Source organism: Hymenobacter segetis, assembly GCF_054776495.1.
In genome coordinates, this window is the sequence record NZ_BAAHBV010000002.1 from 1,436,655 (window position 1) to 1,460,560 (window position 23,906).

The 23,906-nt window shown below is 61.2% G+C and carries 12 protein-coding genes; 3 read left to right on the plus strand and 9 right to left on the minus strand.

Going from position 1 to position 23,906, the window contains the following annotated elements; translation table 11 throughout:
- Positions 1 to 148: 148 nt before the first annotated feature.
- From ACYU70_RS16475 to ACYU70_RS16495, 5 genes are all read right to left on the minus strand, one after another.
- Entirely contained in the window at positions 149 to 1,981 is a 1,833-nt protein-coding gene (locus ACYU70_RS16475; protein WP_342295340.1) for a glycoside hydrolase family 13 protein, read from the minus strand.
- Between the two features lie 45 nt (positions 1,982 to 2,026).
- Entirely contained in the window at positions 2,027 to 3,571 is a 1,545-nt protein-coding gene (locus tag ACYU70_RS16480; RefSeq protein ID WP_342295020.1) for a glycoside hydrolase family 32 protein, read from the minus strand.
- 45 nt (positions 3,572 to 3,616) lie between these two features.
- Complete coding sequence (locus ACYU70_RS16485; protein ID WP_342295019.1) at positions 3,617 to 4,498, minus strand: carbohydrate kinase family protein; 882 nt, start codon at positions 4,496 to 4,498, stop codon at positions 3,617 to 3,619.
- 67 nt (positions 4,499 to 4,565) lie between these two features.
- Positions 4,566 to 5,888, minus strand: a complete 1,323-nt coding sequence (locus tag ACYU70_RS16490) for a sugar porter family MFS transporter (protein ID WP_342295017.1) — start codon at positions 5,886 to 5,888, stop codon at positions 4,566 to 4,568.
- 203 nt (positions 5,889 to 6,091) lie between these two features.
- Positions 6,092 to 8,827, minus strand: a complete 2,736-nt coding sequence (locus ACYU70_RS16495; RefSeq protein ID WP_342295016.1) for a hybrid sensor histidine kinase/response regulator transcription factor — start codon at positions 8,825 to 8,827, stop codon at positions 6,092 to 6,094.
- Between the two features lie 496 nt (positions 8,828 to 9,323).
- On the opposite strand from ACYU70_RS16495, the gene ACYU70_RS16500 reads away from it, so the two are divergent.
- Positions 9,324 to 10,376: a LacI family DNA-binding transcriptional regulator gene (locus ACYU70_RS16500; RefSeq protein ID WP_342295014.1), complete on the plus strand. Its 1,053-nt coding sequence runs from the start codon at positions 9,324 to 9,326 to the stop codon at positions 10,374 to 10,376.
- 15 nt (positions 10,377 to 10,391) lie between these two features.
- Here the strand turns inward: ACYU70_RS16500 and ACYU70_RS16505 are convergent, their stop codons facing one another.
- The 4 genes from ACYU70_RS16505 to ACYU70_RS16520 all read right to left on the minus strand — a co-directional run bounded on the left by ACYU70_RS16505 (position 10,392) and on the right by ACYU70_RS16520 (position 18,253).
- Positions 10,392 to 13,472, minus strand: a complete 3,081-nt coding sequence (locus ACYU70_RS16505; RefSeq protein WP_342295013.1) for a glycoside hydrolase family 2 protein — start codon at positions 13,470 to 13,472, stop codon at positions 10,392 to 10,394.
- A gap of 190 nt (positions 13,473 to 13,662) precedes the next feature.
- Complete coding sequence (gene xylA / locus ACYU70_RS16510; protein WP_342295012.1) at positions 13,663 to 14,991, minus strand: xylose isomerase; 1,329 nt, start codon at positions 14,989 to 14,991, stop codon at positions 13,663 to 13,665.
- A 42-nt stretch (positions 14,992 to 15,033) separates the two neighbouring features.
- The gene (locus ACYU70_RS16515; RefSeq protein ID WP_342295011.1) at positions 15,034 to 16,545 is read right to left on the minus strand and encodes an FGGY family carbohydrate kinase; all 1,512 of its coding nucleotides are present in this window, start codon (positions 16,543 to 16,545) and stop codon (positions 15,034 to 15,036) included.
- Positions 16,546 to 16,594: 49 nt separating this feature from the next.
- The gene (locus ACYU70_RS16520; protein ID WP_342295010.1) at positions 16,595 to 18,253 is read right to left on the minus strand and encodes a glycoside hydrolase family 43 protein; all 1,659 of its coding nucleotides are present in this window, start codon (positions 18,251 to 18,253) and stop codon (positions 16,595 to 16,597) included.
- 536 nt (positions 18,254 to 18,789) lie between these two features.
- Between ACYU70_RS16520 and ACYU70_RS16525 the strand changes: the two genes are divergently transcribed.
- Positions 18,790 to 20,550, plus strand: coding sequence for a T9SS type A sorting domain-containing protein (locus ACYU70_RS16525; protein WP_342295009.1), 1,761 nt, complete (start codon positions 18,790 to 18,792; stop codon positions 20,548 to 20,550).
- 43 nt (positions 20,551 to 20,593) lie between these two features.
- Positions 20,594 to 23,887: a SusC/RagA family TonB-linked outer membrane protein gene (locus ACYU70_RS16530; RefSeq protein ID WP_342295007.1), complete on the plus strand. Its 3,294-nt coding sequence runs from the start codon at positions 20,594 to 20,596 to the stop codon at positions 23,885 to 23,887.
- Positions 23,888 to 23,906 lie beyond the last annotated feature (19 nt).

Below are 23,906 nucleotides of genomic sequence, written 5' to 3' on the forward strand. Positions count from 1 at the left end.
GGGAAATTTTTAAGCAGCGAGTGGTTGGCAATTCCCAGAAAACGATTCCTGCAAACGATTCTGGAATAATTGGCGGCGAACTCCGGGTCTATTCATGTATTGCAGCGTTAGGTGAGAAAGATGAGTTGTCGAGAAAAGCCCGCTGCTTTTATTGCAGCGGGAGCACCACGGCCTGCCAAGGCTGGAGCGCCAGCGCCGGTGAACTGGCCTGAATGGTGGGGTAATTATTGAGCCAGGCGGCTCCAGCGGGCTTCAGGTCCGTGGGCACAGCCCAACTGCGGGGCACCGAGGAGAAGTTGAGCACCACCAGCACCTTATCAGCGCCCAGCATGCGGGTGTAGGCGTAGATGTGCGGGTTGGCTGCGTCGAGCACGTGGTATTGCCCATACACCAGCACCGGATGCGCCCGGCGCAGGGCCGTGGCCCGGCGGAAATGGTTCAGCACCGAAGCCGAGTCTTTCTCCTCCGCCGCCTCATTGACGGTAAGATAGTTGGGGTTGACTTTGAGCCAGGGCGTGCCCGTGGTGAAGCCGGCCTGGGCCGTGGCGTTCCACTGGAAAGGCGTGCGGGAGTTGTCGCGCGAGAAGCGGGCCAGATTCTTTATATAAGCCGGCAGATTGCCGCCTTGCGCTTTCACCAGCTGGTAGCCGTTGCGGGCGGCCACGTCGCGATAGTCGGCAATGCTGTTGAAGCCGATATTGGTCATGCCCAGCTCGTCGCCGTTGTAGCAGTATGGCGTGCCGCGCATGGTGAGCAGAAAGGTATTCAGCAGCTTGGCCGAGGCGGCGCGGAAGGCCGGCCGGTCGTCGCCAAACTTGCTCACGATGCGCGGCTGGTCGTGGCTGCCGAGGTAAATGGACTGCCAGCCCTTGCCCGCAAAAGCGCTGTCCCAGCGCGTGAACACGCGCTTGAGGTCGGTGAGCTTGTAGCCGGCGGCCGAGTTGCCCACACCCACCGCGTCGAAGTGGTAGGTCATGTTCAGTTCCTTGCGGGCGGGGTCCACGAAGACCATGGCTTCCTGGGGGTTGCGACCCGCGCCTTCGGCTACGGTCATGATGTTGTACTTACTCAGCACCTCGCGGTTCATCTCCTGGAGGTAGTCATGCAGGTGCGGGCCGTGGTTATAGGCGTTGGTGTAGTTGCGCTCATTCAGGCCCGGCATGGGCGGGAATGTGGGGTCTTTGGCCACAAACTGGAAGGCATCCATCCGGAAGCCGTCGATGCCTTTATCCAGCCAGAACTTCATCATGGCGTAGATTTCCTGGCGCAGCTTGGGGTTGTTCCAGTTCAGGTCGGGCTGCTTGCGCGAGAAGTAGTGCAGATAGTAGGCGTTGGTGAGCCAGTCGTACTGCCAGGCGTTGCGCTTCACGTCGAAGGTACTGTAGCGGGCCGGGGGCGTACCTTTTTCGGCGGGCCACCAGTAGTAGTAGTCGCGGTAGGGACTGGTGCGCGAGCTGCGCGACTGCTTAAACCACTCGTGCTCGTCGGAGCTGTGGTTCACCACCAGGTCCATCACCAGTTTCAGGCCGCGCTGGTGCATGCCCTTGAGCAGCGCATCGAAATCCTGCATGGTGCCGAACTCGGGCATAATCTGCCGGTAGTTGCTGATATCGTAGCCGTTATCATCATTGGGCGAGGCGTAGATGGGATTCAGCCACACCGCGCCCACACCTAGGCTTTTCAGGTAGTCGAGCCGCGAATTGATGCCTTTGAGGTCGCCCACGCCGTCGCCGTTGCTATCCTGGAAGCTGCGCGGATAGAGCTGATACACCACCGTTTCCTTCCACCAGTCGGGCTTTTTGGCCACCGTGCTGTCCGTCACGGCAGCCGCGCCCGTTGTGGGCTTTTCGACAGTTTCAGCTTTTTTCTCGCTATGCCCACAGCCCGCCAGCGCCAGCAGCAACGCGCCGCCCGGCACCAGCCGCCGCAACAGCAGCCCGGTGGTATTCAGCAGGAAGGAAGCGGATGTGGAAAGTGGCATCACTCGAAAAGTTAACAGAAATTATTTTCTTTAACAAACAGTTTTTTAAGGCGTTACCGATTGACTGAGGTCAACCAGACGTAAGCTGGTCAGTTGCGCTGGGCCGTCAGTGACTATGGTGATGCGGCCGGTGTGCTGCCGGGGAAAAACCAGGTCCGTGAGGGTAGTTTCGCCATCCTGGGCGAAAACCTCGACCACTGACTTGTCCACTAGCAGGCGCAGTTGGAGTTGGCCGTCGCGCAGGGGCACTTTCGCAGTTTCGAGACTCATAGCGAACATGGGATGGAAGGCCACGTTGCCCGACTGCCGCCGGTCGAGCGTGAGTTCCTGTTTGGCTACGTCATAGCGCAGCACGGTTTTCTCGTCGGCGCTTTGCAGCAGGTTCAGGGTAAGCAAATTGGCTTTGCCGGGTTTCAGGGTCAGCTCCAAATCGTAGGATTCTCCGCGAAACGGCAGCTCGTAGCCGGCAGCGCCGGGCTTGAGGTCGCGGCTTTTCACGGTCAGGGTTTCCTTGCCCAGGCGGCGCAGCTCGGCCAGGGGCTGCTGGGCAAGCACGAGGCCAGCGGCGGTGCGGTGCAAACTCAGCTCGCGGGGCACGGCGAAGCTGCCGCGCCACTCGGTACCGGTGGGCACGGCCTGAGCGTAGGCCCAGTCGTTGGCCCAGCCCACCAGTAGGCGGCGGCCATCGGGGACGTTGTTGAAGGTGACGGCGGCAAAGTAGTCCTTGCCGAAGTCGAGGTAAGCCGGCTCTTCGTAAGCCTGGTCGGGCGTAAACGTCTTGCCGTCAAAATGCCCCAGAAAATACTGCTGCCCCCGGAACTGCTCCACCGGGTTGCCGGCCGAAATCAGCAGCACCCACTTGGTGCCGCCGCCGGGCACGGGCAGCTCGAATAAATCGGGGCATTCCCACTCCTTCACCGTGTTGCCGGCGCGGCCCCAGCGGCTCAGGAAGGTCCAGTTTTTCAAGTTCTTTGACTCGTAGAGGTACACCTGTTGGCGGTCGGCTTTCACAGTGGCCATCACCCACTTCTGCTGCGGCGCGTACCAAAACACCTTGGGGTCGCGGAACTCCTTGCTGCCGATGTCGAGCACAGGATTGCCGGCGTAGCGCTGCCAAGTGCGGCCACCGTCCTGGCTGCTGGCCAGGTTCTGGTGCTGGGCCACTACCGCGCCGGCACGCTCTTGGTGGCCGGTGTAAAAGGCCACCAATCCGTCGGTTTTGCCGGCCGGAAACAGGCCCGAGGTGTTGTCTTTATCGACCACCGCGCTGCCCGAAAAAATCATGGTATTGCTGCCGTCGGGGCTGGCGTACTCGGTCAGGGCTACGGGCTGATGCGTCCAGCGCAGCAGGTCGGGACTGGTGGCGTGGCCCCAGGCCAGGTGGCCGGGCTGGGCGCTCTGCGGGTTGTATTGATAAAACAGGTTGTACTGCCCATTGCTGTACACCAAGCCGTTGGCGTCGTTTATCCAGTTTTTGGGGCCCGTGAAGTGGTACACCGGCCGGTACGGGTCGGCGGCCGGCACCGGAGTTTGGGCCGGGCTGGAGATGCTCACGAGCAGAGGCAAAGCGCAGAGGAGCAATCGGTTCATCGGGTGGGAAATGGACAGCTTGAGGCAGATGATAGAGTCAAATAATCAGGCAGTAGCGGCGGCCAGCTCGCGCACCATACTTTCGGAGATGGCCGGCGTGGCTCCCTGGAAAGTGGCCACCAGCGAGCCAGCCGCGCAGGCAAAGGCGAGGTTGTCGGCGGGCGGCTGGTGGCTGAGCAGGCCCCGAAGCAGGGCCGCCAGGAAAGCATCGCCGCTCCCGATGGTGTCCTGCACGGCCACGGCGATGCCCGGGCTGCGGTAGAACTGCCCGCCGGTCCAGAGGGCGGCCCCGTCGGCTCCTTTGGTCACGCACACGGCTTGCAGCTGGAAGCGGGCCGCCAGCCATTCCAGGGCCGTTTCCTCGGCCGGACTGGCTCCGAACCAGTCCATGATTTCGGTGAGCTCGTGGTGGTTGAGCTTCACGATGTCGGCGTGGCGCAACAGGTATTGCACCACGTCGCGCGAATAATGAGGGGGCCGAAGATTGACGTCGAAGACCTTCAGTGGCGCCTGTTGCAGCAGGCGATACAAGGTTTCGCGGCTCACCGGACTGCGAGCAGCTAAGCTGCCAAAGACGAAGGCTTCGGCCCCCTGAACCAAGTCGCTAAGCGCGGGTTCATATTGAATGTAGTCCCAGGCCACCGGCTGGACTATCTTATAAGTCACTTCATTGGTATTGCTCACGTTGGCTTTCACCACGCCCGTCAGGTGGGTTTCGCCGCGTTGCACGTACTTCGTGCTCAAGCCTTTGCTTTCTACAAAAGCCAGCAGCTCAGTCCCCAAATCATCGTGCCCCACGCGGCTGATAAGCTGCGCTTCGAGCCCGAAATTGCGCAGGTGCACCGCCACGTTGAGCGGGGCACCGCCCGGTTGCTTTCCGGTGGGCAGCACGTCCCAGAGCATTTCTCCGAAGCAGGCAATGGCCATGGCGTGAGGGGTGGGTTTTGGAGGTGAGAGTGAGTGGCGGCGGGCGGTAATGACCGTGGTCGACGCGCTAGTGCATAACCAAAGCTTTATCGACCTGCTCCAGACTAGTGCCCTTGGTTTCGGGCATAAAGCGCAGGACGAAAATGAGTTGCAGCACCATCATGCCGCAGAAAAAGGCGAATGTGTTGCCCCCACCTAGGTGCTCGGCAAACCAGGGGAAGGTGAAGGCGATGACCGTGGCCATCACCCAGTGCGTGCTGGAGCCCAGCGCCTGGCCCTTGGCCCGCACCGCGTTGGGGAAAATCTCGGAGATGAAAACCCAGATAACCGCCCCCTGCGAGAAGGCGAAAAAGGCGATGTACACGAACAGCAGCACCGGCACCAGCACCCCGCCAAACTGCTGCGTGTAGAAGGCCCGCGCCACCAGCCCCAGCGTGGCAATGAGCCCCACCGAGCCCACCAGCATGAGCGTGCGCCGCCCAAACCGGTCAATCAGATTGACCCCCAGCAGCGTGAAGATGAAATTGACCAGCCCAATTCCCGCCGACGACAGCAGCGAAGCACCCTGCCCTAGCCCGGTCATCTCAAAAATGCGCGGCGCGTAGTAGATGATGGCATTGATGCCAGACACTTGATTGAAGAAGGCGAAGGCCACGGCCAGCAGCACCGGCGTGCGGTACTGCGTGCTCCAGAGCGACTCATCCTGCCCGGCATCATGCGCCTGGGAGGTGAGGATGGCCGTTACATCAGTATCCACGGTGGCCGGGCTGATGATGCGCAGCACTTCGCGGCCTTCTTCGAGGCGGCCGTGTAGCAGCAGCCAGCGTGGGCTTTCGGGCACCCGGAACAGGAACAATAGAAACAGCACCGCCGGCACGGCCTGCACGCCCAGCATCAGGCGCCAGGAATGCTCGCCCACATTGGCCAGCAGGTAGTTGGAAAGGTAGGCGGCAAGGATGCCGAACACGATGTTGAACTGGAACAAGCCCACCAGCTTGCCCCGCGATTCGGCCGGCGAAATCTCGGAGATGTAGAGCGGTGCCGTCACTGACGACGCCCCTACTCCCAGCCCACCCAAAAACCGAAACACCATGAACGGCACCCAAGCCGGGGCCAGCGCCGCCCCTACCGCCGATACTAGATACAAGACCGCAATCCACCGCAGCGTTTGCCGCCGCCCGAGCGCATCGGACGGAATGCCGCCGAAAATGGCCCCCAGCACCGTGCCGATGAGGGCAATGGAAATGGTGAAGCCGTGCTCGACCGCGCTCAGGTGCCAGAGCTGCTGAATGGCTTTCTCCGCGCCCGATATTACCGCCGTATCGAAGCCGAACAGGAAGCCGCCCAGTGCCGTGACGATGGACCAGAAAAGGACTTTGCGCTGCACCATGAGAATGCGGGACGAGATGAGGTTTGCTCAAAAGTCCGGTGCGGGCATCCCAATGGCTTGCTCGTTTCTTTCAATTCCTTACAGAATTCTTACATAAGCTCGCACTCATCACAAATAACTTATTATCTGCGACTTAATTTCATCCAATCAACGTGCTACTTCAGCCTGGCTTTCATTAATCCGACCCGATTTGCAAAAATATTTCAGGTGCGCCCGGGCGTATGCAGGGCTTTAAACTCCGAGGGCGACACCTGGTACTTGCCTTTGAAGGCCGTGGAGAAGTACGAGGGCGAGGAGAAGCCGGTGAGGTAGGCTATTTCGGCGATGGTGCTGCCTTCCTGCAGCAGCAACAGCCGGGCTTTGGTAAGGCGCAGGCTCTGGATGTAGTCCGACACGCCGGTGCCGAGCAGGGCTTTCACCTTGCGGTAAAGCTGCATTTGGGACACGCCCAGGCTGCGGGCCACGTCGTCCACGCTTAGGGTAGGCTGGTCGAGGTTGGCTTCGATGATGGCGGTGAGGTCGGCGAGGAATTTCTGGTCGACGCGCTGCGGGGCTACGGTGGCGGTGTCCACGCTCAGCTCGCGGCGGAAATGCTCGCGCTGCTGGTCGCGGTTGCGCAGCAGCGTGCGCAGGCTTTCTACTAAGAAAGTGGGATTGAAGGGCTTGGTGAGGTAGAGGTCGGCTCCGGCCTGCACGCCGGCCACCTGCTCCTCGGGGGCGCTGCGGGCCGTGAGTAGCACCAGCGGGATGTGCGAGGTGCGCCAGTCGGCCCGCAGCTTAGCCACCACTTCCAGGCCGCTCAGGCCGGGCAGGTTCACGTCGCACACCACCACATCGGGGATGGTTTCGCCGGCCAGGCGCAGGCCGGTGAGGCCATCGGCGGCGGAACTGACCTGAAAGTACGGTTGCAACTTCTGGAGCAGGAAGTTGCGCACGTCGTCGTTGTCCTCAATCACCAGGGCGGTGGCATCGGTGCGGGCCAGCGGCGGGGCGGGCTCGGCGAGCTCGTCATCGGGCAGGAGCTCGGCGGTGGGGGCTGAGCGCGACTCGGGGTCGGCTTCGAGGAAGGTGGCGGGCCGGGCCAGAGGCAGCTTCACTTCGAAGGTGGTGCCATGGCCGTGCTCGGTCCGAAACGTGAGCGAGCCCTCGTGCAGCCGCGTCAGGCCCTCGGCCAGCGCTAGGCCGATGCCCGAGCTGTTGGCCGACGACCGGGTGCCCTGGTAAAACCATTCAAACACGTGCGGCTGGTCGACTTCGGCAATGCCCCGGCCGTTGTCCTCCACGCTCACGCGCACCACGTGGGCCACCAAATCAGGCTGCAGACTCACCGTGATGTGGCCGCCATCGGGCGTGTACTTGAAGGCATTGGATAAGAGGTTGAAAAACACCTTGTCCAGAATTTCGCCATCGAACCAGAGCTGCACCACCGGCTCGGCCGGCAGAAACCGGTAGGTGATGTTGCGCCGCCGCGCCGTTTTTTCAAACACGTCCATCAACTCGCGCACGAAGTCGACGAGGTTGCCCTCGGTGGCCCGCACCGACATCCGGCCCACGTCGATTTTACGGAAATCCATGAGCTGGTTCACCAGCCGCAGCAACCGCTGGGCGTTGCGGCGCACTAACTGCAGGTCCTGACGCTGCCCGTCCGAGAGGTCGGCCCCATCGGTCAGCAGCTCTTCCACCGGCCCCAAAATTAGGGTGAGCGGCGTGCGCAGCTCGTGCGAGAAGTTGGTAAAAAACCGCAGCTTGGCTTCCGAGGAGCGGCTGGCTTCTTCGGCCGTGCGGCGGCCGGCCTCGGCCAGCTGCTCAATCTGGTTGCGCTGGGTGCTGATTTCGGCGTTCTGCTGCTCCAGCTGCCGCCGGATGCGTCGGTTGAGGCGCAGCGCCCGCCACGCCGACGCGCCCAACAGCGTAGCAACCAGCAAGCTGGCCAACAGCAGATACACGGCGGTGCGCTGGCTGGCATAGCGGTGCATCTCCGATTCGAGCTGCTGCTGCTGCCGCCGCAGGTCGTGCTGTTGGATGGCTAATTGCTCAGTCTGAGCGCGCATCGGCCCCACGTTGGCTGAGTCGATGACCATCGTTTCCAGCATATTTTCCTTGGCGAAAGGCTCGTGGCGCAGGATGTGCAGCGCCGTCCGGATAGCCTCCTCGCCGCCCGTTGGGTAGAGCATGGTGGCATTCAGCACACCATCTTCCACCAATTGCAGGCCATTGCCGGGCCCGGCCAGCCCATCAACCCCGATGATGCGGATGGGGTGGGGCAGCGCCAGTTGCGTCACCACCTGGTAGGCGGCGCGGGCCATGGGGTCGTTGTGGGCAAAAATCAGGTCGGTTTCGGGGTGCGCCCGCAGCACCGCCGGCAGCTGGCGCAGCACCGAGGCGGGCTGCCAGTCGCCGGCTATCTGCGCCGTCAGGCGGATATCGGGGTAAGCGACCAACACTTGGGCAAAGCCCTTGGCGCGGTCGGTGGCGGGTGAGGAGCCCGGCCGGCCCAGTATTTCGAGCACCTGCCCGCGCTGGTGCAGCAGCTGGGCCACGTAACGCCCAGCGGTGCGGCCCACCTCCAGGTTGTTGCCGCCCACGTAGGCGGTGTAGAGGCGCGAAGTGGTGCGGCGGTCCAGTATCACCACTGGAATCCCTTGGTTGTAAGCCGTTTCGGTGAGGGCCGTGAGCGGGCCGGACTGGTTGGGAGAAATAATCAGCAGGTCGACTTTCTGCTTAATCAGCTGCTCGACCTGCTGGCGCTGCAACTCGCTGTTATTGTGGGCATCCAGTACCTGAAACTGCACATTGGGATGGAAGCTCAGCTCCTTTTCCATGCCCGCCAGCATGGCCCGCCGCCAGTCGTCGCCCATGGTGCACTGCGAAAAGCCGATGCGGTAAACGGGTTCGGGCGGAGCAGCGGCGCAGCCTCCCAATAAGGCCCCTACTTGCATCAGCAGCAAGATTCGACACCAAAATAAGCTCAGGTAATCAGCCACTTATATATTGAAAACAAGAAACTACGGGGTAAACGTATGAGCCAGGTGAGCCAACAGCTCATGCCTGCTGCAAACTACACATTATATGATGATTCAGGTGAATTGTAGAAACCAGCAACCCTTTAGCCATGCCAAATGCGCACAAAGTCAACCCAAGCTATATCGAACCTGTGGCATTCAACTATTCACAGCAATTACTATCCTTAATCTATTAAAAATGCACCCATTGGTTTGCAAGGCGTGCAGCAGATGCTCGGGGCTATGCGCCGGTTTGAATGCGATGGGTGCGCCCTGAAGCCGCGGCAGGCAATGACCCACTCCGTGAAAACGAAGTAGATTCGTTGACCGGAAACTACCGAACCTGACTGATAGTCTTGGCGAACAGTCACGTTAAGGCATAGTTGGCAGGCTGACCGATAGCTGGTTACTGGCGGTGTTCCTCGATAATTCTATGGCCAAAGGCAGCAAACGTATTTCTATTCAGGACCTGGCGGCGGAACTGGGCCTTTCCGTATCGACCATTTCCCGGGCGCTCAACAATGCGGTCGATGTGAGCGATGCCACGAAGGCCCAGGTGTGGGCGCTGGCCGAAAAGCTAAACTACCAGCCCAATAGCATGGCCGCATCGCTACGTAGCGGGCGCAGCAACGTACTGGGTGTCATTGTGCCCCACATCAACGGGGCCTTTTTTCCGGCCGTCGTGCACGGCATCGAGCGCCTGGCCAGCCAGGCAGGTTTTAACGTGATGATATGCCAGTCGAGCGAGGAGGTGGACCGCGAAAAGAAGCACATCAACGCCCTGCTGAAGGCGCAGGTCGATGGCGTGTTGGTGTCCATGTCCAACACCACCCGCGATTTTGCGCACTTTGAACAGGTGCGCCGCAAAGGCATTCCGCTGGTGTTTTTCGACCGCATGCCGGATATCCCTAACGTGTGCGGCGTGGTGGCCGACGACTACCGCGGGGCCTACCAGCTCACCGAACATCTGATTGCGCAGGGCTGCCGGCGCATTGCGCACTTGGCCGGCCCGCAGCACCTCAACATTACATTCAACCGCCACCAAGGCTACCACGATGCCCTGCTAAAACACGGACTGCCTTATGAGAAGGCCCTCGTGATTCCGCTGGCCAACTCCCGCGAAAAGGCCGGCGCAGCGGCAACGGAACAGTTACTGGCAGGCCCGGCACGGCCTGATGCCATCTTTTCGGCCTATGATTTTGCGGCGGCCGGGGCCCTGCGGGTGCTGGAGGAACACGGCATCCGGGTGCCGCAGGACATGGCCCTGGCGGGCTTCAGCAACGAGCCGTTCACCACCATGGTGAAGCCCCAACTGACTTCGGTAGACCAGCACGGCGAGCTGATGGGCGAGGCGGCGGTCCAGCTATTCCTGCAGCTGCAAAAGCGCTCCGACACATTTACCGGGCAGCGCATTGTGCTCAAGCCCAAGCTGATGATTCGCGAGTCCTCGCTGCACGGGCAAGCAGCCACCACGAAGTCGCAATAGCTCACGGGCAACAGGCTACTGCGGCGCGCCATTCCACCGCAGCATGTTCAGCAGCAGTTGCTGGCCCACGAGGTTGGCCCGGTTGCCGCGCGAGGTGTCGAGCGAAGTGAGGGCGGCATTTTCGCCGTCGCCTTCGGCTTTTTTGCCCACTTTCACACCGCGCAGGGTCGAGAACATATCCAGAGCGCAGAGGATGATGCGGCCGCGGCCGTGCGGCACCACGCTCAGGGCTGAGTACACTTCCTTCTTGTGGTCGGACACACACCCCACAATGGTTTCGCCATTGAACAGGCGCAGGCCCAGCCGGGCACGGTCGTAGGTGGCAAAGCACTGGTACTCCCAGTTGAAAACCCCGGCCGGCGGCAGACCGGCAAACAACGGGTGGCTTTTGGCGAAGTAGTTGCCGCCGTACCAGCTGGTGCCCAGTTCCTTGGAGCCCCGGTAGTCCACCACTTCCTTGCGGCCCAGATGGGTGGCCCATTTGTCAATGTTGTTCACCACGATGAGCGTGTGGCCTTCGTTCACCCATTCCAGAATGTCGGTTACCAGCGGGTTGCCGGTTTGCTGCGGATTGAAGGCGCCCACCAGCAGATAGTCGCCCACTGGCCGGCCCGATTTAAATTCTTTGAACGAGTTGACACCGACGGATTTGAGGTAGCCGGCCAGTACGCCACTGGTATCGGCCACCATGCCGGTGGCGGGCAGGCCGGCGGTATTCAGGCGCACGGCGTAGAGCTTATCGTCGCCGTTGGCCACGGCAGTGCTGCCGCTCAGCAGCTCGGCCCGCACGGTAGTGTAGCCGGCATTGGTGGGGATAATGGGCAGCCCGGCCGTCAGCAATTCGCCGTAGGTGGTACCGCCGGTGGCTTTTACGGACAGGGTTTTGGTGAAAACTACCTTGCCTTGCTCGTCGGTGGCCTGCACGCGCAGCTTGTATTTACCGTGCAGGTTGACTTCGTTGATGAGGTAGAAATCGGCGCGGGCGGTGTCGCCCACGCCCAGCACTTTGCGGGTCAGCTTCACGGCCACGTACACCGGGCGGTTGTAGCGGGCGATGAGCTGCACGTCGCCCTTGGGGTTGCGGTAATTGTCCACGATGCCGGAGTGGTTTTCCAACATCATGCTTTCCCAACCGTTCACGGCGTAGCCATCGGCCACGTTGTTGAGGCGCACGTTTTCGATGGCCCGACCCTGGTAGTAGTAGGCAGTATTGCCCATGGCCGTGGTCAGGGCATCCACCGTCGGAAAGACCTGGCGGAAGCCGGGCGTGTTGGTCAGGAATTGGTCGTAGGCATTGTACCACTGCAGATAGCTGGCGCTTTCCCAGCCAATGTCCTTCCCGGTTTTCAGAATTTCGTCCCGAATGAGCTGCAGGCGCGGCGGCGTGCCGATGGCCCCGTCCTCGCCCCAATAGATGATTTCGTCCTTGTGGTCGGTGAAGCGCAGGTACTTGCCGGGGCCGGAGTACAGGGCATTGTTGTACACGCCTGGCCCACCGGCGTGGTGCTGGTCGAACCAGCCGTAATCGTAAAATTTCGCGTCGTAGGGCCGCAGGTGCAGCTTGAAGCGCGGATTGGGCTTGAGGGTGGGGTCGCCGTTGGAAGAATTATAGGTGAGCAGCCGCGTTTCGTCGAGGGCGTGGGCGGCGCTCATCTCGGTGCGGTCCTGCGGTTCGGGTGGCGCGCCGCGCTCGTTGTGGAAGTTGTAGATGATGAGCGAGGGGTGGTTGCGGTCGCGGCGCACCATGCGCAGCACCTTTTCGGTGCGGGCGGCCAGGTAAAAATCCGCCTGCTTTTTGCCCAGCGAATCGGTGGCGTTCATCAGGTTGGCCGGGTACTGGTTGCCGCCGGGCTCCTCGAAGTAGAGCAGGCCCAGCTCGTCGGCGTAGTCCAGCACGTTGGTCTGGCCGATGGTGCGGTGGAAGTTGAGCATGTTCAACCCCAGCGCCTTAGCGGTTTCCACCTGCTTGCGGGCCAGCGCATCGCTCGGCGCAATGCCATTCACCGGCCAGAAGCCCCAGGAAATGGCCGTGCGCAACACAATGCGTTTGCCATTCAGGAAAAACTGCCGGTCGCCGCCCGCCACGTCCCGCGCCTCAAACCAGCGGAAGCCGAAGCGCTGGTGATAGGTATCGGTGGCGTTATTGGCACCCTTCCAAGTGGCCGTGAACTGGTATAGGTTGGGGCTTTCGACGCTCCAGAGCTTGGCTTCGGGCACCTTCACCTTCACGGTTTGGGTGCTCTGCCCTGCCGGCACTTGTGCCAGGGGCAGTTCCTGGGTGAAAACCGTCTTTTGCGCACCGCCAAATTCCTTTACTTCCAGCCGCAGGGTCCCGCTGGTGGGCTGGCTGGTTTGGTTGGCGGTGGTCACCTGTACGTCGACTTCGCGCAGGGCGGGCTTGTTTTTCACGAACACATCCTGCACAAAAACCAGCGGCGTGGCCACCAGTTCCACCTTGCCCGTGATGCCGCCGAAGCCGTGCGTGGGCTGGGTGCGGTAGCTGCCCCACATAAAATTCTGCGAGTCGCGCCAGTCGAAATTGCCGTTGGGGTCGGTGATGCGCACGGCCACGTCGTTGGCCTGCCCGTAGTGCAGCAGTTTCGTTACGTCGATTTCAAACGGCGTGCTGTTCACCAAGTCGTAGCCCGCCAGTTGCTGGTTCACAAACACCTCGGCCCGAAACCGCACGCTCTCGAAGCGTAGGACCACTCGCTGACCTTGTAACGCGGCCGGTACCGCCAACCGCGTACTGAACCACGACACGCCGAGGTAATTGCCGCTCAGCCCGAAGCTATTGCCATTCTGCCCCCAGTAATACTGCTCCACCGTGGCCGGCAGGCGCACGATTTTCCCTTCGCCTTTGGCCAACGTCGCCCAACCGCCCGTGGGCTGGTTTACTGGCAGTTGACTGATGTTCACTGGTGGCGCATAAAGGCGGTCCATCGCCCAAGGTGCAGCCTTATCCAGCCACATTCGCCAGTCCTGATTCGATAAATCCTGCACGAATCGGCCATTATCGGATTGAGCATTAGCCGTGAAGCCGAGGCTACACAACCCGGCGAGCAATAACCGGCGGAAGGCAGTGAAAACGGGCATAAATTGAGGAATGATGGCTGGATTAGGCTTTAAGAATGGTCGGCAATGGCACAAAGAAGCCGTCCTGCGGCGCGCCGCCGAAGCAGCTCGCACGTAGTGAGTAATCCAATCGCAATAAGAGAATTACCACCACACGCGAGCTGCTTCGGCGGCGCACCGCAGGACGGCCTTTGGGTCCGGTCGAAAGGCGCTAGATGTAGCGGTTCAGCAGGTTTTCCATATACTCCTGGCGGCCGCTGATGATGGCGGGCTCGCCGTTTTCGGCGGCGTAGTCGCGCAGCTGCTCCAGCGTGAGCTGGCCCTGCTCGAAGGCCTTGCCCGCGCCGCTGTCGAAGGAAGCGTAGCGCTGCTGGCGAATCTGCTTGTAGTCAGATTTTTGCAGCACGTTATCGGCCGTAATGAGGGCGCGAGCGAAGAGGTCCATGCCCCCAACGTGGGCGTGGAACAGGTCCTGCACGTCGGTCGAGTTGCGACGGATTTTGGCGTCGAAATTGATGCCGCCGCCCTGCAGGCCACCGGCTTCGAGCACCACCAGCATGGCCTCGGTCAGCTCGTAGATGTCGTTCGGGAACTGGTCAGTATCCCAGCCGTTCTGGTAGTCGCCGCGGTTGGCGTCCATGCTGCCGAGCATGCCGGCGTCGGCGGCCACCTGCAGCTCGTGCTGGAAGGTATGGCCGGCCAGCGTGGCGTGGTTCACCTCCAGGTTCAGCTTGAAATCACCCAGCAAATCGTATTGGCGCAGGAAGCCGATGACGGTGGCCGCGTCGTAATCATACTGGTGCTTGGTGGGCTCCATGGGCTTGGGCTCGATGAAGAACGTGCCCGTGAAGCCGTTGCGACGGGCGTAGTCCTTGCAGGTGTGCAGGAACTTGGCAAAATGCTCCTGCTCGCGCTGCATGTTGGTGTTCAGCAAGGACATATAGCCCTCACGGCCGCCCCAGAACACGTAGTTTTCGCCGCCCAGCGCAATAGTGGCGTCAATGGCCGCCTTCACCTGGGCCGCCCCGTGGGCCAGCACGTGGAAGTCGGGGTTGGTGGCCGCGCCGTTCATGTAGCGGCGGTGCGAAAACAGGTTGGCCGTGCCCCAGAGCAGTTTCAGACCGGTTTCGCGCTGCTTTTCCTGGGCGTATGCCACCATGGTCTGGAGGCGGCGCTCGTTGTCGGCCACGTCGTTGGTGTAGTCCACCACGTCCACGTCGTGGAAGCAGTAATACGGCAGGTTGAGCTTGGTAAGGAATTCAAAAGCGGCATCCATCTTGGCCTTGGCGGCGGTGATGGGGTCGCGCTCGGTATCCCACGGAAACAGGTGCGTAGGCTCGCCAAACGGGTCGGCCCCGCTACCGTTGAAGGAGTGCCAGTAGGCCCCGGCAAAACGCAGCCAGTCTTTCATCGGCTTGCCAGCCACCACACGCTCGGCATCGTACCAGCGGAAAGCCAGCGGGTTATCGGATTCCAGGCCCTCAAACTTGATTTGTGGGATGCTGGAAAACAAAGTTTTTTCGCTTGTGAGGATGCTCATATTAGGGGTATTTTAAAGGTTCGTATGAAATGATTCGGCGTGTTATGCCGGCTGGTGTTGGGATATAGCTGCCAGATTTAGCCGGCTCATCAGCAGCGCTTTCCATTGCTGATACGCCTGCTCGTAAATATCGACTTCGTCATCGGGCTCAATGGTTTGCAGGCGCTCCATGCGCTGAAAAGCCTCAGCGGGTGTGGTGTAAGCCCCTACCCCAATGCCCGCGCCCAGCGCGGCGCCCACGCTGCCATCGGTCTGGTACAGCTCTACCGTGAGGCCGGTGGCATTAGCGAAAGCTTGGGCGAAGACCTCGCTCAGAAACATATTGGTTTTGCCGGCCTTCACCACCGTGGGGTGCAGGCCGTTTTCGCGCATCAAATCCAGGCCGTAGCGGAAGGCGAATGCCACGCCTTCCTGCCCGGCGCGCAGCAGGTGGCCGGGCGTGTGCAGATTCAGGTCGATGTTGTGCAGGTGCGCGCCGACCTGCTGATTAGCCAGCATGCGCTCGGCGCCGTTGCCGAAGGGCAGGCAGAGCAGGCCGTCGGAGCCGGCGGGCACGGCGGCAGCGCGCTCGTTCATCTCGGGGTAGCTCAGCTGCGGACCGGCAATGCTCTTCATCCAGCGGTTGAGGCTGCCCGTGCCGTTGATGCACAGCAGTACGCCCAGGCGGGGCTGCTCAGCGGCGTGGTTGACGTGAGCAAAGGCATTCACCCGCGACTGCGCATCGACAAACAGCTGGTCGGTCACGGCATAAATCACGCCCGAGGTGCCGGCCGTAGCCGCCACCTCGCCCGGCTCCAACACACCCAATGACAAGGCGTTATTGGGCTGGTCACCCGCCTTGTAGGTCACCGGAATGCCCGGTCGCAGCCCCAGCTCTGCGGCCACCGCCGCCAGCACCCGGCCGTGCGCCGCAAAAACCGGCTGCACCGGCGGAATCAACTCCTTGTCAAACCCGAAAAAGCGGAACACGTCCTCAGAAAGCGCGTGCTCGGCAAAGTCCCAGAAAATGCCTTCCGACAGCGCCGAAATGCTGGTAGTGGCTTTGCCGGTGAGCTGCAGGGCCAGGAAGTCACCGGGCAGCAACACCTTGTCGATGCGGGCGTACACCTCTGGTTCCTCGGCTTTCACCCAGGCCAGCTTGGCGGCGGTGAAGTTGCCCGGCGAGTTGAGCAGATGCTCCAGGCTGCGGGTTGCGCCGATGGCGGCGAAGGCCTCCTCGCCGTAGGGCACCGCCCGGCTATCGCACCAAATGATGGCGTCGCGCAACACGTGCTGCTGCGCATCCACCACCACCAGGCCGTGCATCTGGTAGGCAATGCCGATAGCGCCAATCTCCTGCGGGTCATAGGCTTGGGTGGCATTGGCTTTCAGAATAGCCTGCCGCACATCGAGCCACCACTGGCGCGGGTCCTGCTCAGCCCAGCCGGGCTGGCGGGTCAGAATTTCGCGCTCCGTGTCGGGGTAGCTCACCGAGGCCAGGCACTGGCGCGTGTCGGCATCTACCACCGACACCTTGACGGATGAAGTTCCCAGGTCTATTCCGAGCAGCAGCATAGTTGAAAATCAATGAGTAAGAACAGGATAACAAGCCACTACAACCGGCTTATTTATCAATGCGAAACCAGTCAACATCGGCGCTGCCGGCATCGTTGAACTTGGCCGTGCGCGAGCAGAACAAGCCCACCTTCGCGCCAATCCACTTGCCTTCGCGGGCTATGAACTCCGCCCCGAGCGGCTGAAAAGTCTGCCCATCGAAGCTGTAGCTGAACTGGCATTTGGCCCCGGCCTTGGTAGTCACGCGCAGGTAGAGCGGCTTGCCGGCCAGCGCGGCGGGCACCTCCACCGGGGCCGTCGTGGTTTCCGGCTTCAGCTTGTCGGCATCCTTGCAAACCGTTTGACTGAGCTGCAGCTTGCCTCCCTGGTTGGTGAGTGAGAGGTACGCATAATCAAGCCCCATCATCATCAGACCCACTTTTTCACCTTCGATGCGCGACGTGAACGTCAGTTTGGTGGTGACAGTGAAGGTTTCAGCGGGCAGCTTTTGCAGCAGCAGGTTGGGCACCTGCCAGTAGTTTTTGAAGCCCTCGGGCAGAGCTACCGAATACAGGCGCAACTGGCCCTGCGCCGGGTTCAGGTAGGCCCAGTAGTCCTGCGGGTTGGCGTGCCACTGCCACTGCAGGCCCAGCTTAGCGGCACTGAACTCGTCGGAGGTGGGCGGCGTGGCCAGCGGCTGCGCGGGGCTCTTGATGCGGGGCTTGCGGTGCGTGAGCACGGGCTGGCCCTTGCCGTCGCCGTCCGGGTCTTCGCCAATTACGGGCCAGTCGTTTTTCCACACCATAGGCTGCAAATGCACCACCCGGCCATAGGCGCCCTGGTCCTGGAAATGCAGAAACCAGTCCTCGCCCGCATCGGTGTCTACCCACGCACCCTGGTGCGGACCGTTGATGGGCGTTTTGCCCTGGTCCATTACAATCTTCTCTTCGTAAGGCCCGTACACGTTCCGGGAGCGCAGCACCAGTTGCCAGCCAGTGGGCACGCCACCGGCCGGCGCGAAGATGTAGTAGTAGCCGTTGCGCTTGTAAAACTTCGGGCCTTCCAGCGTGGGGTGGCCGGCGTGGCCATCAAATACCAGCACATCATCACCGGTCAGGCGCTGTCCGTCGGGGCTCATCGGGCTCACGGCCAACACGGTTTTGATGCCGGCCCGCGAGCCCGCAAAACCGTGCACCAGATAGGCTTTGCCGTCGGCGTCCCAGAGCGGGCAAGGGTCAATCCAGCCGCTGGCCTGCTTCACGCACACCGGTGCCGACCACGGGCCGGCCGGGTTCTTAGCCTTCGTGACGAAGATGCCTAAATCCGGGTCGGGGTAGTAGATATAGAACTCCTGGTTGTGGTAGCGAATGGCGGGCGCCCACACGCCATTGCCGTGCTGGGGCTCGCGGTAGCGGGCCAGCGGCGGCTGTTGCTTAAACACCGCCCCAATAATGGACCAGTTCACCAGGTCCTTGGAATGCAGGATTTGCAGGCCCGGCACCGCGTTGAAGCTGGAAGACGTGAGGTAGAAGTCGCTGCCAACCCGCACTACGTCGGGGTCGGAATAGTCGGCGTAGAGCACCGGGTTTTTATAGGTGCCATTACCTAGGTCGGGTACCCAGACTTTGGAAACGCCGGGCGGCAACGACTGCGCCTGGCCATCCTGGTGGTAGCTCCCTACGAGTGCTAGCAGCAGGATAAACCGGTAGCGGATACTACTCTTTGCCATAAAAGGAAGCAGGAAGCTATAGAGCGGATGGAAGCACTTCATGATTGAGCAAAGCTATCGAAACAGCTGCTGAATGAGTCATTAATTGATTCACAAATTAACGACTCTTTTATGATTTTATACAATTCGGTATCGATACCGCATTGTTGAACCAATCGAATTTAGCAGCCAATTATCTGTACTGTGTACACATTCTTTGATTTGTGATAAGACAGTCAAAATAATAGTACTTTACTTATTTTTGGCTCGATTATATCGAAGCAACGAACGCATGACTGCTAATTTTTAATTGCAATCAATTGTATAGCAGCATCTTTTACATTCGTTAAGAAGATATTTAATACGCTCCTGCAAAAGCAAAAACCACTTCGCCCCGCTCCCTTTACATATTGAATCATCTTTCGGCATCGTTCCCGGCATCGTTCCCGACGATTTATATCCCAACTTTGTTGTTTCTATTAAAAATGATATTCACATTTACTTCATGAAGGCTGAGTCCACACTTTCATTCCATCCTTACCCCACCCACCCGGACCATGAAAAACAGACCGAGCAACAGTCAAAAGCTATTGCATTCCAACATCGGTGTTATCCCCGTATTTGCGGCCCTGTTTTTCGGCGCGCTGACTGCTCAAGGCCAGCGGCTCATTGCTTTTCCGGGGGCGGAAGGAGCTGGGAAGTACACCTCTGGCGGGCGCGGTACGGCCGCCGCCCCAACCACAGTGTATGAGGTGACGAGTCTGGCCGACACCAATACGGCGGGCACGTTACGCTACGCGCTGAGCCAGTCGGTCACCACTGTGCCCAACCGCACGGTGGTGTTTCGGGTGTGTGGCACCATCCACCTGCTCACGCAGCTGCGCATTCCGGCCAATACCACGCTGGCGGGCCAGACCGCTCCCGGCGATGGCATTTGCCTGGCCGACCGGCCCGTAACGGTGAACGGCAACAACGTGCTGGTGCGCTTCGTGCGTTTCCGCATGGGCGACCGGTATCAGAACCAAGGCATGGTAGATGGTGCCGGCTCCGATGATGCTTTTGGGGGCCGCTTCAATGTGAAAACCATGGTGGACCACTGCACCATGAGCTGGAGCACCGACGAGGCCTGCTCCTTTTACCAGGGCGACAGCACTACGCTGCAATGGAATCTGATTTCGGAGCCGCTGGACTATTCCTACCACTTTGAAGCGGGCGATACCGATTTTGAGCACCACGGATTTGGCGGGGTGTGGGGCGGGCGGCACGCATCCTTCCACCACAACCTGATTGCGCATTGCAAGGGGCGCATGCCCCGGTTCTCGGGCAGCGGCGGCCTTACGCCAGCAGTGGCCGGCGCGGAAATGGCCGATTTCCGCAACAACGTCATCTACGACTGGGGCTCCTACAACACCAACGGCGGCGAGGGCGGGGCCTACAACCTGGTGAACAACTACTATAAGTATGGCCCGGCCACTTCCAGTGGCTCGACCAGCGGCGTGGCCATCAAGTCCATGATGTTTTACCCGTTCTTCAGCGCGGCCCTACCCTTCCCGCAGGCCTACCTGAGCGGCAACTACGTGGACAATTACCCCGCCGTGACCCGCAACAACTGGCTGGGCGTGGCCCCCGGCAGCGCCCCCCGCTCCGATACCACGCGCATAAAGGTGACCGTGCCGTTTGCCACCACGCCCCTGCCCACCCAAACGGCGCAGGATGCCTACACGGCCGTGCTGGCCCAGGCTGGCTGCGTGCTGCCCGTGCGCGATGTGCTGGACCAGCGCATTATCAACGACGTGCGCAACCGAACCGGCGGGCTGATTGACGTGCAAGGGGGCTACCCGGCTCACGTTACGCCTTACAGCGTGTCGCAGGCGGCCTGGCCGGTACTAAGCTGCGGCACCGCGCCCGCCGACTCGGACCACGACGGCATGACCGACGCCTACGAAACTGCCAACGGCCTGAATCCTAACAACGCCGCCGACCGCCAGGGCGTGGCCGCCAACGGCTACACGAACCTCGAAAATTACCTCAACGGCATTGCCAGCGTGCTGCTGACTACCAAAGCCGCCGAAGGGAAAATGGGCCTGGAAGCCTACCCCAACCCGGCTACGGCGCAGTGCCTGCTACTACACCCGGCCGTGGGCCGCGAGGCCAGCATTTCGCTGTACTCGGCCACGGGCCAGCGGGTGGCCACGGTGGCCTGCGCACCCGGCACCCAGCAAACATCGCTCGACCTCCACGGCCTCGCAGCCGGCCGCTACCTGGTGCGCTACACCAGTGGCGCAACTCAGTTTGCGGTGCCCCTGCTCAAGGAATAGCCCTGCTTCAGATTCAAAATTCCCACTCTCAATGACCTTTATTATGAAACGAAATTTCCTGCTTTACTGGCTTTTGTTCTGCCTGAGCATTAGTCTGGCGGCGGCCCAAAACCGCTCGCTTTCCGGCACGGTGAAGGATGCCAAGGGCGATGCCCTGCCCGGCGTGACCGTGCTGGTAAAGGGTACCACCAGCGGGGCCTCGACCGGCCCTGATGGCCGCTTTCAAGTGGCCGTGCCGGCGGGCACTGCGGCCCCTACGCTGGTATTCAGCTACGTGGGCTTCCTGTCGCAGGAAGTGGCCGTGGGCAGCGGCACCACCTACGACGTGACCCTGACGGCCGACAACAAGCAGCTCGACGACGTGGTGGTGATTGGCTACGGCTCGGTGCAGCGTAGCGAGCTGACGGGGTCGGTATCATCGGTGAGCGCTGCCCAAATCAAGGATATTCCGGTAAACTCCGCCGCCGAGGCCCTTACGGGCCGACTGGCCGGGGTGCAGCTCACGTCATCGGAAGGCACGCCGGGGGCCAACGTCACCATCCGGGTGCGCGGCGGCGGCTCTATTACCCAAGACAACTCGCCGCTGTACGTGGTGGACGGCATTCAAATTGAGAATGCTTTGAACGTGATTTCGCCCCAGGACATTGCCTCGGTGGATGTGCTGAAGGACGCGGCTTCTACGGCCATTTACGGCGCTCGCGGGGCCAATGGCGTGGTTATTATCACCACCAAAAACGGGATTGAGGGCCGCACTACGGTGGCGTACAGCGGCTTTGCCGGGGTGCGGCGGCTGGTGAAAAGCCTGGACGTACTGAAGCCCGGCGAATTTATCGACCTGCAATACGAGCGCGCCGCACGCAGCAGCGCGGATTTGGCCGCGTTTCGCGGGGCGTATGGCTCGCGAAACTTCCTGAGCGATACGCTGGCGCGGGCGCGGCAGTCGCCGTTTACCGACTGGCAGAATGAGGTGTTTGGGCGCGATGCCTTCCAGCAAACCCACAACCTGACGGTGTCGGGCGGGGGCAAGGGCACGGTGTACTCGCTGAGCCTGACCAGCAACCGCGAGCAGGGCATTCAGCTGGCCTCGGACTTCGACCGCAAGCTACTGAACTTCCGCCTCGACAACAAGGCTACCGATAAGCTGCGTCTTGGCTTCAACGTGCGTTTGAACGACCAGACCATCAATGGGGCCGGCACGGCCAGCGGCGGGCTGGCCAGTTCGTCGCGCCTGCGCAACACGGTGCAGTACCGCCCCTTCACCACCAACCTGGGCACCGGCGTAGTGCTCGACCCTACGCAGGAAGACGAGGAATACTACATCCTGAGCGGCGGCAACAACGGCTTGATTAACCCAATCGTGCTGGCCAATTCGGAGTATCGCCGCGACGGCCAGCGCCTGGTGAACTCCAGCGCTTACGTCAACTACAACTTCACCAAGAGCCTGAGCTTCCGCTCCACGGTGGGCATCGACTACCGCGCCACCCGCACGGAGGCATTCAACAGCAAGGTGACCGGCGTGGCCCGCCAGAACGGCAACCAGCCCACGGCCTCCATCGGCACGGGCACGCAGTTCACGCTCAACAACTCGAACGTACTGACCTACAAGCTGTTTTCCAAAAGCAAGCACAGCTTCGACGTGTTGCTGGGCCAGGAAGTGTACCAGACCCTGAACAACTCGCTCAACATCTCGGCCTTCTACCTGCCCACCGACATCGAGCCCGAAAAGGCGCTGGCCAACTTCAACCAGGCCCAGGCTCCGGCCGGCTTCGTGCAGCCCTCCCCCACCACCAACGAAGACCCCAACCGCATTCTGTCGGGCTTCACCCGGGTGAACTATGCCTATGATGATAAATATCTGTTTACGGGCACGATGCGCGTGGATGGCTCGTCGAAATTTGCGGAGGGCAAGCGCGTGGGCGTATTCCCGGCGGCTTCGGTGGCCTGGCGCTTGTCGAAGGAAACCTTTATGCAGCCCCTGACAGCCGTGTCGGACCTGAAGCTGCGCCTGAGCTACGGCCTGGCCGGCAATAACCGCATCAGCAACAACCTGTTCCGCGAAACCTACTCGACCAGCGGCGTGGAGTATTCCGTTGAAAACGGCCGCACGCCGGGCCTGGCCACCTCGGCCCTGGCCAACCCCAACCTGAAATGGGAAACCACCCACTCCCGCAACCTGGGCGTGGACCTGGCCCTGTTCAGCAACCGCGTGCAGCTCACCGCCGACCTCTATTACAACTCGACCTACGACCTGCTCATTGCCCAGCCCGTGCCCGTGACGTCGGGCTACGCCACGCAGCTGCGCAACATCGGCGAGACGTCTAACCGCGGCATTGAGCTGCAGCTGAGCGGCACGGCGGTACGGACCCCAGACTTCACCTGGAACATCAACGGCAACATTTCCTTCAACCGCAACCGGGTGGAGGACCTGGGCGGCCAGGCTTATTTGCCTGGCATCAACTCGGGCTGGACCAGCGACACCGGCACCGACTACCTGGTGCAGCCCGGCAAGCCCGTGGGCCTGATGTACGGCTACGTGTCGGACGGCTTTTACAAAGTGAGCGACTTCAACGCCACGCCCAACGGCAGCGGCGGCTGGAACTACGTGCTGAAGGACGGCGTGCCGAACAACAACGGCGTGGTGGCCGACAACACCGGCTACACCGTGCCCACCGTGACCGGCGTGCCGGCCCCCAAGGGCGGCTACCTGCAGCCCACCCCGGGCGCCATGAAGTTCAAGGACATCAACGGCGACGGCGTGGTGGACACCAACGACCGCACGGTGATTGGCAACGCCAACCCCAAGTTCACGGGCGGCCTCAACCAGCAGTTTGCTTACAAAGGGTTTGATGCCAGCATGTTCCTCAACTTCGTGGTGGGCAATGACATCTACAACGCCAACAAAATCGACTTCACCAGCGGCTACAACGCCAACCAGAACGTGCTGGGCCTGATGCGCGACCGGTTTCGCACGATTGATGCCGCCGGCAACCTCGTGACCGAGCCCACGGCCCTGGCCGCCCTCAACGAAAACGCCCAGGTGTGGCGGCCCACCCGCGGCCGCTACCTGCTCAGCTCCTGGGCCATCGAGGACGGCTCGTTTCTGCGCGTGAACAACATCACGGTGGGCTACTCGCTGCCGAAGTCGATTATTCAGCGCGCCAAGCTCACGCAGTTGCGCTTTTACGTGACGCTGAACAATGTGTACACCTTCACCAAGTACTCGGGCTACGACCCCGAGGTGAACACCCGCCGCGGCACGCCGCTCACGCCGGGCGTCGACTACGCGGCCTATCCGCGCAGCCGCGCTTTCCTGGCCGGCCTGAACCTGACCCTTTAATTCCCACCCGCTTCCTGAT

What these genes read in the sequence shown, in the direction of transcription:
- ACYU70_RS16475 (WP_342295340.1), bottom strand. Translation starts at nt 1,981, where the DNA reads ATGCCACTTTCCACATCCGCTTCCTTCCTGCTGAATACCACCGGGCTG.
- ACYU70_RS16480 (WP_342295020.1), bottom strand. Translation starts at nt 3,571, where the DNA reads ATGAACCGATTGCTCCTCTGCGCTTTGCCTCTGCTCGTGAGCATCTCC.
- ACYU70_RS16485 (WP_342295019.1), bottom strand. Translation starts at nt 4,498, where the DNA reads ATGGCCATTGCCTGCTTCGGAGAAATGCTCTGGGACGTGCTGCCCACC.
- ACYU70_RS16490 (WP_342295017.1), bottom strand. Translation starts at nt 5,888, where the DNA reads ATGGTGCAGCGCAAAGTCCTTTTCTGGTCCATCGTCACGGCACTGGGC.
- ACYU70_RS16495 (WP_342295016.1), bottom strand. Translation starts at nt 8,827, where the DNA reads ATGCAAGTAGGGGCCTTATTGGGAGGCTGCGCCGCTGCTCCGCCCGAA.
- ACYU70_RS16500 (WP_342295014.1), top strand. Translation starts at nt 9,324, where the DNA reads ATGGCCAAAGGCAGCAAACGTATTTCTATTCAGGACCTGGCGGCGGAA.
- ACYU70_RS16505 (WP_342295013.1), bottom strand. Translation starts at nt 13,472, where the DNA reads ATGCCCGTTTTCACTGCCTTCCGCCGGTTATTGCTCGCCGGGTTGTGT.
- xylA (WP_342295012.1), bottom strand. Translation starts at nt 14,991, where the DNA reads ATGAGCATCCTCACAAGCGAAAAAACTTTGTTTTCCAGCATCCCACAA.
- ACYU70_RS16515 (WP_342295011.1), bottom strand. Translation starts at nt 16,545, where the DNA reads ATGCTGCTGCTCGGAATAGACCTGGGAACTTCATCCGTCAAGGTGTCG.
- ACYU70_RS16520 (WP_342295010.1), bottom strand. Translation starts at nt 18,253, where the DNA reads ATGGCAAAGAGTAGTATCCGCTACCGGTTTATCCTGCTGCTAGCACTC.
- ACYU70_RS16525 (WP_342295009.1), top strand. Translation starts at nt 18,790, where the DNA reads ATGAAAAACAGACCGAGCAACAGTCAAAAGCTATTGCATTCCAACATC.
- ACYU70_RS16530 (WP_342295007.1), top strand. Translation starts at nt 20,594, where the DNA reads ATGAAACGAAATTTCCTGCTTTACTGGCTTTTGTTCTGCCTGAGCATT.